The following is a 14,301-nucleotide window of genomic DNA, read 5'->3' as shown; positions in this document are numbered from 1 at the left end:
CCGGCGTCAGAGCTTCGCGAGGCGGTCGAGCGCGGCGAGCAGCGTCTCGTCCTTCTTGGCGAAGCAGAAGCGCACCACGCGCTGGTCGAAGCCGTCGCCGTAGAACGCCGACAGCGGGATCGCCGCCACGCCGATCTCGCGCGTGAGCCAGAGGCAGAAGTCGGCCTCCGACAGATCGCTCACGGCCGAGATGTCCACGCACTGGAAGTAGCTGCCTTCGCTGCGCAGCAGCTTGAAGCGGGTCTTCTCGGCCAGGCCGGCCGCGAACAGGTCGCGCTTGCGCTGGTAGAAGGCCGGCAGTTCCAGGTAGGGCTCGGGCCGCGCCATGTACTGCGCCAGCGCGTGCTGCATCGGCGTGTTCACCGTGAACACGTTGAACTGGTGCACCTTGCGGAACTCGGCCATCAGCGGCGCGGGCGCGGCCACGAAGCCGACCTTCCAGCCGGTGACGTGGTAGGTCTTGCCGAAGCTGCTGACGATGAAGCTGCGCGCCGCCAGGCCGGGGAAGCGGGCCACGCTTTCATGGCGTGCGTCGTCGAACACCATGTGCTCGTAGACCTCGTCGCTGATCACGAACACGTCGGTGGGCGCGAGCAGGTCTTCGAGCTGGCGCATCTCGGCCTCGGTCCAGACCGTGGCGCTCGGGTTGTGCGGCGTGTTGATGATGATCGCGCGCGTCTTCGGCGTGAGCGCGGCGGCGATCTTGTCGAAGTCGGGGCGGAAGGTGCCGGGCACGAGTGGCACGCGCACGACCTTGCCACCGGCCAGGTCGATGTTGGGCACGTAGCTGTCGTAGCAGGGCTCCAGCACGATCACTTCGTCGCCGGGGCGCACGAGGGCCAGGATGGCGGTGATGATCGCCTGCGTGGCGCCGGCCGTGACCGTGATCTCGGTCGCGGCGCTGTAGCTGCGGCCGTAGAGCGCCTCGATCTTGGCGGCGATGGCATCGCGCAGCGACGGAATGCCCGGCATCGGCGGGTACTGGTTGTGGCCGGCCGCCATGGCGGCGGTCACGTCTTCGAGCAGCTTCGGATCGCAGTGGAAATCGGGGAAGCCCTGGCCGAGGTTCACGGCGTTCTTCTCGGCCGCGAGCGTGGACATCACGGTGAAGATGGTGGTGCCGACAGCCGGCAGCTTGGTGGCGATCTCGGGCGTGCGGGGAGAAGACGAAGGGGTGGCGGTGCTCATGGTCGGTCGTCGCGGGGAGAAAGGCTGGAGGATCAGAGTTCGTAGTCTTGTTGATGGCCGCTCAGGGCCTTCGCGATCAGGTTGCGGTCGAGGCGGTCGGAGAGCAGCTCGGCGAACTTGAAGACGAAGTTGCGCAGGTAGGCGCTGCGCTTGAAGGCAACGCGCGCGATGTTCTGGCCGAACACATGGCCCATCGGTCGCACCACGAGGTCGGCGTTCGACTCGTCGCGCACCGCCATTTCGGCCACGATGCCCACGCCCAGGCCCAGGCGCACGTAGGTCTTGATCACGTCGGAGTCGATGGCTTCGAGCGCGATGCGCGGCGTGAGCTTCTTCTGCGCGAAGGCGTGGTCGATGCGCGTGCGGCCGGTGAACGACGGGTGGTACGTGATGATCGGCTCGCTCGCGAGGTCTTCGAGCGACACGCGTTCCTTGGCCGCCAGCGGGTGGTCCTTGGGCAGCACCAGCACGTGCTGCCATTCGTAGCAGGGCAGCGTGACCAGCTCGGCATAGCCGTCGAGCGATTCGGTGGCGATGCCGATCTCGGCGATCTCGTCGATCACCATGCGCGCCACCTGGTCGGGCGAGCCCTGGTGCAGGCTCACGTTGACCTTCGGGTAGGCCTCGCGCAGGTTGGCCACGGGCACCGGCAGCACATAGCGCGCCTGGGTGTGGGTGGTGGCGATGGAGAGGGTGCCGCTGTCCTGCGCGCTGAACTGTTCGCCGATGCGCTTGAGGTTGCCCACCTCGCGCATGATGAGCTCGATGCTGGCGATGACGTGCTGGCCGGGTTCGGTGATGCGCTTCAGGCGCTTGCCGTGGCGGGCGAAGATCTCGACGCCGAGCTCTTCCTCGAGTTCGATGATCGCCTTGGAGACGCCGGGCTGCGAGGTGTGGAGCGCCTTGGCCGCCTCGGTGAGGTTCAGGTTGCGCCGCACGGCTTCCTGAACAAACTTGAACTGGTGCAGATTCATATCAAATTCCGTCTGATTGCGGAATTCATTATGCCTTTGAAGTCTATAAAAATGACTGGGACTTCAGGATTTGATGGCAATCCGGGCCAGCAAAGCGACCAGTTCGGGTGATTCACCCACGATCGGGGCCAGCGAGAAGTCCACGTCGGGCCAGCGCTGGCGCAGGGCGTCCAACTGCAGCGGCAGGTCTTCGCGGGCGTGCTTGCCCATGCCCAGGAACAGCGGCACCACATGCACCGCGGTGGCGCCGTCGGCGATCAGCGCAGCGGCGGCCGTGGGCAGGTCGGGGGCGGCCAGTTCCATGTAGGCGCAGCTGACGCGCACCGTGGGGTCGTCTTCGCGCATGCGGGCGGCGACCGCTTCGATGGGCTCGCGCCAGCGCGCGTCGCGCGAGCCGTGCGCGAGCAGCACCGTGCCCGGCACCTGCGTGGTCATCGCCTCAGGACCAGCCAGCTGAAGGCTGTGAGAGACAGCACCGAATAGATCAGCCCCGGGGCCGCCGCCGTGAGCCAGGGCGACCAGTTGCTCAGGTTGCCGAGGTAGCCGAACACGTTGTTCAGCAGGAAGAAGCTGATGCCGATCATCACGCCGCCGAACACGTAGGTCGTGATGCCGGCCTGGCGGAAGTGCAGGTAGGCAAAGGGCAGGGCGAGCACCACCATCACCAGGCAGGACAGCGGGTAGAACACCTTGCGCCAGAACTCGATCTCGTAGCGCTGCGCCGTCTGGCCGTTGGCGTTCAGGTGCCGGATGTAGTCGAACAGGTCGATGGTGCTCATGCGGTCGGGCCGCAGCAGCGCGACCGACACCATTTCGGCGGTGAGCGAGGTGGGCCAGTCCATCTTCTCGACATGGGTGGTCGTGATGCGGGCTTTGTCGGCGGTGCGGGTTTCGTAGTCCTGCTGCTCGACCTCGGAGAGCACCCACTTATCGTCGAGGATGCGGGCCGACTTGGCCATGAGCTGCTTGCTCACGTAGCCGTTGCCGTCGAACTCGAAGATGCGCGTGTTCTGCAGCGAGCCGTCGCGCGAAATCGACAGCACGTTGACCGCGTACGACGTGTCGCCGCGCTTTTCCTTCAGCCAGGCGCCGGTGTTGCCCACCAGCGAGTAGGTGCCCTGGTAGCGCGACTTGAGCAGCTGCCCGGTGCGTCCCGACAGCGGCGCGATGTAGTCGCCGATGGCAAAGGTGAGCACCACGAAGCCCAGCCCCAGCAGCAGCAGCGTACGCAGCGCGCGCCACGGGCCCAGGCCGCTGGTGCGCAGGATGGTGTATTCGGAGCTTTGCGCCAGCCGCGCCATCACGAAGATGCAGCCGATCAGCACCGTGATCGGCAGCAGTTCGTACAGGTGGCTGGGCACCAGCAGCAGCACATAGATCAGCGCCTGCACCGGGCCGTAGGCCAGGCTTTCGGGCTTGCCCACGGACTGCAGCTCGTCGACGAAGTCGAAGAAGAAGAACAGGCTCAGAAAGCCGAGCGTCACGAAGGCCACAGCCTTCAGTGCCTCGACGTAGATCAGTCGGCGGATGGTTTTCACGAGGTCGGGTCGATCCGGGAAGGCGGTACGGCCGGCAGGGCGCCGGCCGTGGCGGCGCTGGCGCGGGCCTGGCGGCGGGCCGACCAGTTGTTGTTGCGCAGCGTGAGCCAGGCCGTGGCAAAGAGGAAGACGCCGCCATGCAGCAGCAGCATGAAGGAGCCCATGCCGTAGCGGCCCGAGCTGATCCAGCTCTGGCCCAGGTTCAGCAGGTTGTAGTAGACGACGAAGGCGAACAGCGCAAATACGAGGTTGCCGCTGCGTCCCACGCGCGGGTTGACGCTGGACACCGTCAGCGCCAGCAGCACGAAGTTGATGGCGGCCAGCAGCATGCCGAAGCGCCAGCCCAGCTCGCCCAGGCTGGCATCGCTGCGGTCGCGCAGCAGCGAGAGCGTGGAGCGCGCGCGCGTGGGCGTGCTGTCGCCGGTGGCGTTCGAGCTGCCGCCGGCGCGCGTGCCATAGGTCTTGAACTCGCTGATCTTCAGGCCCGATTCGGTGAACAGCGGGCGCTCCAGGCGCTGACCGTTGCTCAGCAGCAGGAAGCGGTGGTTGTCGATGTCCTCGATGCGGCCGCTGCGCGCCGACGTGGTGATCTGCAGGCCGCGCTCAACGGCCCAGATGAACACGTTGGTGGCGGTGGCGCCGTCGGGCGTGTCCTTGTCGATGAAGAACACGCGCAGCCGGCCCGAGGACTCGCGGAACTCACCCGGCGTGACGCGCTCGATGTCGCTGCGCTGCTCGTACTGCTGGCGCATGCCGATGGTCTGCGAGTTGGCCCAGGGCCAGCCCACCAGCGCCATGGCCGCGATGAGCAGCAGCACGGGCCAGGCGAAGCGGAACAGCGGCTGGACGAAATCGGCCAGGCCGCGCCCGCTGGAGAACCAGATCACCATTTCGCTGTCGCGGTACATGCGCGAGAGCGTGCCGACGATGGCGATGAACAGGCTCAGGCTCAGGATGGTCGGCATGTAGCCGAGCACCGTGTACGCCATCACGAGGAAGACCTCCTGCGGGTTCACGCTGCCCTTGGACGCCAGCCCGAGCGTACGGATGAGCATCATGGTCATCACGATGGTGACCAGGACGACGAGGGTCGCTCCGAAGCTGCGCGACAGCTCCTTGCGTAGGGAAGAATGGAATAACATCGTTCGAGGAAAAAAAGGATTATGGACTTTCAACTCAAGACCCTCACCGTCGCCCAGGCCGCCGCCGAGAAATCCGACCTCCTCATCGTGCTCGTCGGCAGCGCTCTCCCCACCGCCAAAGACCCTGTTTCCGTGCTCGCCGCCAGCGCCCGCAAGGCCGGCGACCTGCCCGACAAGGCCGGCAAGCTGCTCGCGCTGTACCGCCCCGAGACCGTGGTGCCCTCGCGCGTGCTGCTGGCCGCCATCGGCGACGGCAAGGCCGCCTCGGTGCGCAGCGCCGTGAGCGCGGCGGTTGCCGCCGCCAAGGCCAACGGCCCCAAGCGCGTCGTGATCGTCTTCGCGCAGCCGGCCGACGCCGCCGCGGTGGCCGCCGCCGTCACGGCCGCGGCCGATGCCAGCTATGTCTACACCACGACCAAGTCGAAGGCCGAGCCGCGCAGCATCCGCCACCTGACGCTGGGCGTGTCCGAGGCCGCCAGCCCCGCCGTCAGCAAGGCTTTCGACGACGCCCGCGCCACGGTCGCGGGCATCGAGCTGGCCAAGGAGTGGGGCAACCGTCCCGCCAACCATGCCACGCCCACGCTGCTGGCCGAAGCCGCCAAGGGGCTGGCGAAGCTGCCGCGCATCAAGTGCGAAGTGCTGGGCCAGAAGGAAGTCGACAAGCTCGGTATGGGCGCGTTCGCCGCCGTGGCCCAGGGCTCGGCCGAACCGCTGCGCTTCATCGTGCTGCGCTACCAGGGCGGCGCGAAAGACGAAGCACCCGTGGTGCTCGTCGGCAAGGGCATCACCTTCGACACCGGCGGCGTCTCGCTCAAGCCCGCGGCCGAGATGGACGAGATGAAGTTCGACATGTGCGGCGCCGCCAGCGTGCTCGGCACCTTCCGCGCGCTGGGCGCGATCCAGCCGGCGATCAACGTGGTCGGCCTGATTCCTTCGTGCGAGAACATGAACGACGGCAAGGCCGTCAAGCCCGGCGACGTGGTCACCAGCATGAGCGGGCAGACCATCGAGATCCTGAACACCGACGCCGAAGGCCGGCTGATCCTGTGCGACGCGCTCACGTACGCCAAGCGCTTCGACCCGGCTGCCGTGATCGACATCGCGACGCTCACAGGCGCCTGCGTGGTGGCTCTGGGCGGCGTGCGCAGTGGTCTGTTCGCCAGCGACGAGTCGCTGGCCTCTGCGCTCGAATCGGCCGGCGAGGCTTCGCAAGACCGCTGCTGGCGCCTGCCGCTGGACGACGACTACGCCGAAGGCCTCAAGAGCAACTTCGCCGACGTGGCCAACATCGCCGGGCGTGCCGGCGGCGCGATCACCGCGGCCAAGTTCCTGCAGCGCTTCACGGCCGACTACGCCTGGGCGCACCTGGACATCGCAGGCACGGCCTGGAAGAGCGGGGCGGCCAAGGGCTCGACCGGCCGGCCCGTCGGCCTGCTGGTCTCGTACCTGACGAACCGCGCGGGCAGCAGCAACGCCGCTGCCGCCGCGCCGAAGGCCGGGAAGGCCGCCAAGCCCGTGAAGAAGGCCGCGTCGCCCAAGGCCCCGGCCAAGCCGGCCCGAAAGGCCCGGTCCGCGCAGTGACCGACATCGGCTTTCACTACAACGCGCCCGACAAGCTCACCTACGCTTGCCGGCTGGTTCGCAAGGCCGTGAACACACGCGGCCTGCGCGTGGTGGTGGTGGGCGATGCGCGCGCGCTCGACACGGTCGACGCCGCGCTCTGGCAGCTGTCGCCGGTCGACTTCGTCGCGCACTGCCGCGCCGATGCGCCGGCCCATGTGGTGGCGCGCTCACCCGTGATCCTGTGCGCCGAAGGTGGGGACGCGGCCTCGCTGCCGCACCGCGAGATGCTGGTCAACCTCGGCCTTGAAGTGCCGGCCGGCTTCGAACGCTTCGAACGCATGATCGACATCGTGAGCGACGAGGCCAACGACCGGCAGGTCGGCCGCACCCGCTGGCGCCACTACGCCGACCGGGGCTACACGATCCAGCCGCACGATTTCGCAAGGAGCGCTTCCTGATGGCCAGCACGCTGCGCACGCCACCCCGGTTCGTCCCGACGCTGACGACCGTGCTCGAGATTCCGGCCGAGCCCGTGCCGGTCGCCGAGACGGTGCGACCCACGGGTGCGCCGGTGTCGCAGTCCCCGCCGCCGGACCCCGCGAGCGCCGTGGCCTTGCCGCCGTCGGTGTCGCTCACGCCGGCCGAAATCGTCAGCCTCGAAGAGCAATTGCTGCACCGCGTGCTGCAGCGCGTCGACCTGTCGCTGGAGGAGCGATTGAGCGACGCCGTGTCAGCTGCCGTTCAGCATCAGCTCGACGAAATGGTGCCGCGTCTGCGCGGCGAAATCGAGGCCGTGCTGCGCGCGCTCGTCATCGAATCCATGGCCGCTGAACTCTGTGAAAACACAGGGGAAAACACAGGGTCTACGCCAACTTCCGGCGCATAAATCCTCGGCTAAACTGCGCCGCAGGTCGGAATGGCGTGAGGGTGCCGCTGGTCTGCGGCGCGAAACTTGCGAGGTCTGAACGCCCGGATCGAACGACCGGTTTTTATATCTTTTCATCCAAGTTCTGGAGGTTCTCATGCAATTGAAATGGACTGCGGTCGCACTGGCTGCACTCACGCTCGTGGCTTGCGGCAAGAAGGAAGAAGCTGCTGCTCCGGCGGCACCGGCACCCACGGCTGCGGCTCCGGCCCCTGCTGCGCCTCCGGCTGATGCCCTGGTCGTCAAGATCGGCCACGTCGGCCCGACCAGCGGTCCCATTGCCCACCTCGGCAAGGACAACGAGCTCGGTGCCAAGATGGCCATCGAAGACCTGAATGCAAAGGGCTTCAAGATCGGCGACAAGGTTGCCAAGTTCGTGCTGGTTCCCGAAGACGACGCTGGCGATCCGAAGCAAGGCACCGCCGTCGCCCAGAAGCTGGTCGATGAAAAGGTCAACGGCATCGTCGGTCACCTGAACTCGGGCACCACGATCCCCGCTTCCAAGCTGTACAGCGACGCCGGCATTCCGCAGGTCTCGCCGTCGGCCACCAACCCCAAGTACACCCGCCAGGGCTTCAAGACCACGTTCCGCGTGGTGGCCGACGACACGCAGCTGGGCGGCACGCTCGGCAAGTACGCCGTCGAAACGCTCAAGGGCAAGAACATCGCCGTGATCGACGACCGCACGGCCTACGGCCAGGGCGTTGCCGAAGAGTTCGAGAAGGCTGCCAAGGCGGCAGGCGCGACCATCGTGGGCCACGAGTTCACGACCGACAAGTCGACCGACTTCAACGCCATCCTGACCAAGCTGAAGGCTGCCAAGCCCGACGTGCTGTTCTTCGGCGGCATGGACGCCGTGGGCGGCCCGATGCTCAAGCAGGTCAAGCAGCTCGGCCTGAACGTCAAGTTCATGGGCGGCGACGGCCTGTGCACCGGCGAACTGCCGAAGCTGGCAGGCGACGCCATCGGTGAAGACATGGTGGTCTGCGCCGAAGCCGGCGGTGTCGACGGCGACTTCAAGCAGCCGCTGGAAGACTTCAAGGCCAAGTTCAAGACCAAGAACGGCGTCGAAGTGCAGATCTACGCACCGTACGTGTACGACGCGGTCAACGTGCTGGCCGAAGCCATGGCCAAGGCCGGCTCGTCCGACCCGGAAAAGTACCTGGCTGAAGTCGGCAAGGTGCAATACAAGGGCGTGACCGGCCCGATCGCCTTCGACGAAAAGGGCGACATCAAGAACGGCGCCCTGACGCTCTTCACCTACAAGGGTGGCGTGCGCACGCAGATCGCCGTGGTGCGCTGATCGCATTGCAGCCAACGACCCTTCACCGGGTCGTTCCATGAAAAAAGGGCCCTCGGGCCCTTTTTTCATTCAGGGGTGCGCGCAGTCGTTGCGCGGGTCTGCCTTCAGAGCGCGGCCAGGCCCGAGGGGCGGTCCGCGTTGCAGTACTCGATGAAGGCGTCCAGGTCGCGCGACTTGTCGAACACCGCGTCGGCGCCCAGTGCCTGGCAGCGCGTGCGGATGTCGGGGGTGACGTAGTTGCTCAGCACCACGACGCGCTGGTGCGGGCCGCGTTCGCGGCAGCCCGACAGCACGCCCAGGCCGGAGCCTTCCTTGAGGAACAGGTCGACGATGAGCAGTTGCCAGGCATCGGGGTGGGCGGCGAGCCAGGCGAGGGCGCCCGATTCGGTTTCGGCATAGCCGACGACATGGCCGTTGACGAGGTCCTCGAGGGCGGGGACCAGGTTGTCCCTGATGGTCTTGTTGTCCTCGACGAGGAACGTGATGAGGGCCATGCCGCGGTTTTGATGTGTGAACCAATAGCGTAGCGTGGCGCAAGCGGTCTCCGCGTAGGAGAAGGGAGAACGACGCACGCAAACCGTGCGGAAACAACGGCGATCAGCGCTTGTCCGACGTCGCCTGGGTGCGGATGCGCGCCTTGAGCTGCTCGGCCAGCGCCTGGCTCTCGTCGCGCTCGGCGGTCACTTCGAGGCGCTTCTCGATTTCCTCGCTCAGCGCCGCATTCACTTCGGCCAGTTTCTCGGCCGACTGGGCGAGTTTTTCCTCGAGCTGGCTGGTGTGCTCGATGGCCTGCGCCACCTCGCCGACCTGGACCTCGTCCGGCAGTTCCTGTTCCAGCACGGTGCTCACGACGGCGAGGTTGTCCGAGGCGCGCTGCACATCGGCGGCCACCTGTTCGCTCTTTTTCAGGGTCTTGTCCAGCGAGGTGGTGCCGCGCGTCAAGGTGGGGGAAGGTCCGGCCATCGAGGCTCCTTTGCGGCAGGCGAAGTGGGGTGGAATGTCGGTCGATTCGATTCCGCGCATCGTACCGCCAGATGCGGCCTTGCTCAGGATTGGCAACAGTTGCTGCGTGGCAACAGGGTTCAGCCGAAGTCCTACGGAATCGACCGCGAGTTTCGGACTGGGCCGATGGGGGATTTTTGCCGCCCCCGGGAAGATGCAGAACATCCTCTTCCCCCTCCAAGGCTCGCCATGATCAGACACGCACTCGTGATCGACCAGGTCGAACGCACCGGCCTCGCGCTGGCCACCTTCATGCGCCACGCCGGCATTCCCCGCGTGGACGTGACGCGCAGCGGCCATGGCTTTGTCGAGGCAGTACAGCACCGGCGCCACGACCTGCTGGTGGTGGACATCGACACGCCCGAGGTGACGGGCCTGCAGATGATCGACGCGGTGGTCGAGGCCGGCAGTCCCGCCGCGCTGGTGCTCATGAGCGCCCAGCCGCCGCGCATCCTGCAGGCCGCAGAAGACTATGCCCGGGCCCGTGGCGCGCGTGTGCTTTCGGCCATCGCCAAGCCGCGCACCATGGTATCGATGGCATCGGCGGCGCAGGCCATGGCGCGCGAACGGCGCCACCGGGCCGGGCTGCGGCGCGGGAGCCTTCCATCCGCGAACGACACGCCGGCCTTCACGGAAGCGGTCCTGCGCGAGGCGCTGGCCACGCGCCAGATCGCCGCCCATTTCCAGCCCCGGCACTGCGCGCACACCGGCGTGCTGCGTGGCGCCGAACTGCAGCCGGGCTGGTACCGGCCCGAGGACACCTGGCTGCCCGCGGCCGACTTCCTGCCCGCCATTGCACAGGTCGGCCTGCACGAGGCGTTGGTGCAGCGCATGCTCGAGTGCGCCTTCGAACTGCTCGGCTACATGCACAAGGACCACGGCCTGCGCCTGGGCGTGCGCGTACCCGCGTCGGTGGCCGCCTCGGTGTCTTGGGCGCAGGGCGTGGCCGAGCAGGCCGAACGCGCCGGCATCGCCGCCGACCAGCTCGTGCTGGAGATCGCCGAAGACGGCGGCGCGCGCTGCAACGAGGTGTTGGCCGGCGCGGTCGCGCACCTGCGGCTGCGCGGGTTCCACTGCGCCATCGACCGTTTCGGCCAGGGCGACTCGACCCTGAGCCGCTGGTTCAAGGTGCCGTTCAGCGAGCTCCAGATCGACGCGCGCCAGCTGGCACAGGCGCGCGAGAACCCGCATGCCCGCCACATCCTGGCGAGCGTGATCGCCATGGCACGCGAACAGCACGCGACGCTGCTCGTGAAGGGCGTCGACGGCGAGCGTGACCTCGCGTTGGCCCGCAGTCTCGGGTGCCACTTCACGCAGGGCGCGCAGCACGCCGCGCCGATGGCCGAGTCGGCCTTCGTGCAGTACGCGGCGCTGCTGCGGTATGCGGCGGGGCGCCCGCAGGCGCCGCGGAACGCCGATTGACGATCGGGCGACGCGCGCTCAGGCCGCGCGTCGTGCCAACACCATTTCGGCGGCCGCCTGCAGCGCGGCCCAGCCGGGGGCGATCACCGCCATCTCGTCCTGCTTCACTAAAGCGCTGAGCCGGCCGCACATCGCGGCGATGGCCGGCTCGCCGATCATGGCGAAGGCACCGCGCACCGCATGCAACTCGTCGCCGATGACGCGCCGGTCGCCGGTCGCCAGGGCCTCGCGGACCTGCTGCGCGGAAGACGCCAGCGACGAGACCATCGCGTCGTGCAGGCGCGCGTCGAGTGGCGCTTGCGCGGGCGCGATCGGGGCGCTGGCCACCCGTGGTGGCGCAGCAGCGCCCAGCGTCTTGAGGATCGCCTGCTCCAGCGCCGGCAACAGCACCGGCTTGAGCAGCACCCCCGCGAAACCCGCCAGCGAGCATTGTTGGTAGCCCTCCTGCTCGAGGTGCGCCGTGATGGCGACGAGCGGGATCGATGGCATGCGTTCGCGCAGCCGACGGGCCAGCGTGTAGCCGTCCATGCCGGGCATGTTCAGGTCGGTCAGCACGAGGTCGTAGCGCTGCGCGGCGAACAGGGCCAGCGCGGCCTCGCCGTCGGGCGCCACGTCGGCGGCGACGCCAAGCGCGTCGAGCTGGTCGCTGATGAGGGCACGGTTGGCCGGATGGTCGTCCACGACCAGCAGGCGCACGGGACGCATGGGCGGGGCCGCGCTGGCAGCACCGGTGTCCGATGGCGCGACAACTTCGGGCGCCAGCGCCACCAGCGGCAAGGTCACCGTGAAGCACGAGCCTGCACCGGGCTGGCTGCTCACGGTGATCGTGCCGCCCATCTTGCGCGCCAGCCGCTGGCAGATCGACAGCCCCAGCCCCGAGCCGCCGAACTCGCGCGCGGTCGAGGGCGAAGCCTGCATGTAGATGTCGAACAGCTGCGGAATCTGCTCGGGCGGCACGCCCATGCCGGTGTCGGTCACGCGGATCGCCACCGGCGAGGCCTGCCCCGGCGACAGCGGCCCGACCTCCAGCGTCACCGCGCCCGCGGCCGTGAACTTGATCGCGTTGCTCAGCAGGTTCACGACGATCTGGCGGATGCGTGTTGGGTCGCCTTCATAGCCGGCGGCCAGGCCCGGGTGCACGACGCAATCGAGCCGCAGCCCCTTGGCATGCGCCGAGGGCTCGAACATTTCCGCGCAGGTGCGCACGAGCTCGGGCAGCGCCACGCGCGTGGCCTCGAGCTTGAGGTGGCCCGATTCCATCTTCGACAGGTCGAGGATGTTGTTGACGATCTCGAGCAGGGTGCGCGAGGCCTGGCGCACCGACTGCAGGCGCCGGGCCTGCACCTCGGGCGGCGCGCCTTGGCCGAGCAGCTCGAGGTTGCCCAGCACCGCGTTCAGCGGCGTGCGGATCTCGTGGCTCATGGTGGCGATGAACACCGACTTGGCGCGGTTGGCCGCCTCGGCCGCCTCGCGGGCTTCTTCGCGCTTCTTGTCGAGTTCGTTGCGCTCGGTGGTGTCGGCAAAGCTGCACAGCAGGGCGTCCGCGCCCTGGTAGCGCGTGCGCGTGCATTGCAGCAGCAGCTCGCAGGCCTGGCCGTTCTTCAGGGCCAGCGGCATGTCGGCGTCGTGCAGCGTGCCGCCGTGGGCGCGTTCGCGGTAGAGCGCGGCCATCTGGCGGTGCAGCGGCTCGGGCGGCGCGGTGGCCGCGGCGTAGTGTTCCATCAGGGTGTTCTGCAGCAGCACGCGCTCGTCGTCGAGCGCGATCAGGCAGACGCCGAACGACGAGGTGGCGATGATCGCGCGGTTGAGCTGCTCGCTCTCGAACACCCGCTGCGAGCGGCGGTAGGCGGGCTCCAGCAGCTTGCGCCTGAAGAGCAGCAGCAGGCCCCAGAGCGTGCCCAGCACCACCAGCGTGGCGCCGCCGTAGCGCAGCAACTGCGGCTTCAACGTGGTGAAGACCGTGCGCCACGAGCAGGCGTACACCAGCCACCAGCCGGTGCCGGCCAGCGGCGTCGAGAGGCTGAACACGCCCGCGCGGTAGGTTTCACGCGGCAGCGCAGGGCCGGCTTGGCGCAGGCTGTGGGCCAGCGCCGTGGCCATCAGCGCGCCGCCGTCGATGGCGTCGCCCGTGCGGTCGGCCGAGAGCAGCACCCGGCCCTGCGCGTCGACCAGCAGGGCGGCCGTGTCTTGCGGCGTGTGGCGCAGGCGGTCCTGCAGCACGCCCGAGGGCAGGTTGCTCACGAACACCATGAAGGGGCGGCCCTGGGCGTCGAAGCCGGGCTGCACCAGCTTGAAGGGCGAGGCCCCCGGTGCCAGCAGGTCGGGCGCTGGCGGCTGCCAGGCCACGCGGCGCTGCGTGCGCCACAGGTCGGCGAGCGCCGGGTTGCCGGCGAGATCGCCGATGTCGTAGCTCAGGCGCGCGATGAGCGCGGCGGTGTCCGGCAGGCCGGTGCGGGCCAGCGCGCCCTGCAGGCCGCCTTCGGGCGCGGGCATCAGCGTGAGCAGGCGGTGGTCGGGGGTGTAGGCGTAGGCGCCCAGCGGCGAATTGCGCAGCTGTGCGACGGCGGTGACGCTGTAGGCCTGCATCTCGAGCATGCCAAGGTAGGGCGCGAATTCATGCAGGTCGTGGGTGCGGGCGGTGTCGACCGCGGCGATGGCCGGCGTCAGGTGCGCCCCGGCCTGCAGGACCACGTGGCCCCCGTCGCGCACGAAGGCCTCCAGCGTGCCGGCGGCCGGCGGTGTCTGGCTGTTCCAGAGCAGTTCGGCGTTCACCACGCCGCGGCGCATCGCCGCCTGCTTTTCCTCGATGTCGAGCTGCATCTGCGCGCTGTGCGCGGCCAGCGTGGTGCGCAGGTTCGCGAGCGCATTGGCGGCGGCGTTGTACAGCACGAGGCCCGCGGCCAGCACGATCAGCAGCGACAGCAGTGCGCCGCCGCCATAGAGCAGGGCGTGCTGGTAGCGGCGCAGCAGGTCCAGCTCCCGGGCCTGCCGGGCGGGTGTCGGGGCAGGGGGGGCGCTGGCGGGGAAGGCGGGCGGAGACATGGCGGAAAAATGGCGAAAAAGACGCGAATTAGAAACAATCGACTGGAATGGTAGGGCGAATTGCGCGTGGATTTTCGTGAATTCCAGGAGTGCTTCTGTTTATAGGACTGGTCCTATGCAGGCCTTTATTTTTCAGGATTCGGCTGAGCCGATGAGCGAGGGCTTCTGAAATTTCCATCTGTATTTTGCAGTCATAGGTGTC

Annotated in this window: 13 protein-coding genes; 5 read left to right on the top strand and 8 right to left on the bottom strand. The window is 68.1% G+C overall.

All coding sequences use genetic code 11. The features are described from left to right. Positions 1-6 precede the first annotated feature (6 nt). The 5 genes from AC07SQ_RS02205 to lptF form a co-directional block, all read right to left on the bottom strand. A complete protein-coding gene (locus AC07SQ_RS02205; protein WP_495270895.1) occupies positions 7-1,188 on the bottom strand; it encodes a pyridoxal phosphate-dependent aminotransferase in 1,182 nt (393 codons plus the stop codon). A 32-nt stretch (positions 1,189-1,220) separates the two neighbouring features. Beyond that, positions 1,221-2,162: a CysB family HTH-type transcriptional regulator gene (locus tag AC07SQ_RS02200; protein WP_062470216.1), complete on the bottom strand. Its 942-nt coding sequence runs from the start codon at positions 2,160-2,162 to the stop codon at positions 1,221-1,223. A gap of 63 nt (positions 2,163-2,225) precedes the next feature. Then, the gene (locus AC07SQ_RS02195) at positions 2,226-2,597 is read right to left on the bottom strand and encodes a sirohydrochlorin chelatase (protein ID WP_495270894.1); all 372 of its coding nucleotides are present in this window, start codon (positions 2,595-2,597) and stop codon (positions 2,226-2,228) included. Continuing rightward, positions 2,594-3,700 carry an LPS export ABC transporter permease LptG gene (gene lptG, locus AC07SQ_RS02190; RefSeq protein ID WP_159276862.1) on the bottom strand — a complete coding sequence of 369 codons (1,107 nt, stop codon included), beginning with the start codon at positions 3,698-3,700 and terminating at the stop codon, positions 2,594-2,596. Before lptG ends, AC07SQ_RS02195 begins: the two co-directional genes overlap by 4 nt. Next, on the bottom strand, positions 3,697-4,842 hold the full coding sequence (gene lptF / locus AC07SQ_RS02185; protein ID WP_062470224.1) for an LPS export ABC transporter permease LptF: 1,146 nt from the start codon (positions 4,840-4,842) through the stop codon (positions 3,697-3,699). The genes lptG and lptF overlap by 4 nt, the downstream gene beginning before the upstream one ends. Before the next feature lie 21 nt (positions 4,843-4,863). Here lptF and AC07SQ_RS02180 point away from each other — a divergent pair, with 21 nt between their 5' ends. The 4 genes from AC07SQ_RS02180 to AC07SQ_RS02165 all read left to right on the top strand — a co-directional run bounded on the left by AC07SQ_RS02180 (position 4,864) and on the right by AC07SQ_RS02165 (position 8,633). Continuing rightward, a complete protein-coding gene (locus AC07SQ_RS02180; protein ID WP_495270893.1) occupies positions 4,864-6,423 on the top strand; it encodes a leucyl aminopeptidase in 1,560 nt (519 codons plus the stop codon). Beyond that, positions 6,420-6,863 carry a DNA polymerase III subunit chi gene (locus AC07SQ_RS02175; RefSeq protein ID WP_062470228.1) on the top strand — a complete coding sequence of 148 codons (444 nt, stop codon included), beginning with the start codon at positions 6,420-6,422 and terminating at the stop codon, positions 6,861-6,863. The genes AC07SQ_RS02180 and AC07SQ_RS02175 overlap by 4 nt, the downstream gene beginning before the upstream one ends. Next, a complete protein-coding gene (locus AC07SQ_RS02170; protein ID WP_495270892.1) occupies positions 6,863-7,291 on the top strand; it encodes a hypothetical protein in 429 nt (142 codons plus the stop codon). Before AC07SQ_RS02175 ends, AC07SQ_RS02170 begins: the two co-directional genes overlap by 1 nt. Positions 7,292-7,427: 136 nt before the next feature. Beyond that, a complete protein-coding gene (locus AC07SQ_RS02165; RefSeq protein ID WP_062470234.1) occupies positions 7,428-8,633 on the top strand; it encodes a branched-chain amino acid ABC transporter substrate-binding protein in 1,206 nt (401 codons plus the stop codon). Between the two features lie 104 nt (positions 8,634-8,737). Here the strand turns inward: AC07SQ_RS02165 and AC07SQ_RS02160 are convergent, their stop codons facing one another. Beyond that, on the bottom strand, positions 8,738-9,127 hold the full coding sequence (locus AC07SQ_RS02160; protein ID WP_062470237.1) for a response regulator: 390 nt from the start codon (positions 9,125-9,127) through the stop codon (positions 8,738-8,740). Positions 9,128-9,230: 103 nt separating this feature from the next. Then, complete coding sequence (locus tag AC07SQ_RS02155; protein WP_070060782.1) at positions 9,231-9,596, bottom strand: hypothetical protein; 366 nt, start codon at positions 9,594-9,596, stop codon at positions 9,231-9,233. A gap of 228 nt (positions 9,597-9,824) precedes the next feature. On the opposite strand from AC07SQ_RS02155, the gene AC07SQ_RS02150 reads away from it, so the two are divergent. Further along, positions 9,825-11,057 (top strand): EAL domain-containing response regulator, encoded by a 1,233-nt coding sequence (locus AC07SQ_RS02150; RefSeq protein ID WP_495270891.1) that lies wholly within the window; start codon positions 9,825-9,827, stop codon positions 11,055-11,057. 18 nt (positions 11,058-11,075) lie between these two features. On the opposite strand, the gene AC07SQ_RS02145 is transcribed toward AC07SQ_RS02150, so the two are convergent. Next, on the bottom strand, positions 11,076-14,099 hold the full coding sequence (locus AC07SQ_RS02145) for an ATP-binding protein (protein ID WP_495270890.1): 3,024 nt from the start codon (positions 14,097-14,099) through the stop codon (positions 11,076-11,078). Between the last annotated feature and the right edge of the window lie 202 nt (positions 14,100-14,301).

The organism is Variovorax sp. GW821-FHT06D12, from assembly GCF_059419205.1.
The sequence above is the reverse complement of the archived record's forward strand: the minus strand, read 5'-3'. Positions and strand labels throughout refer to the sequence as shown.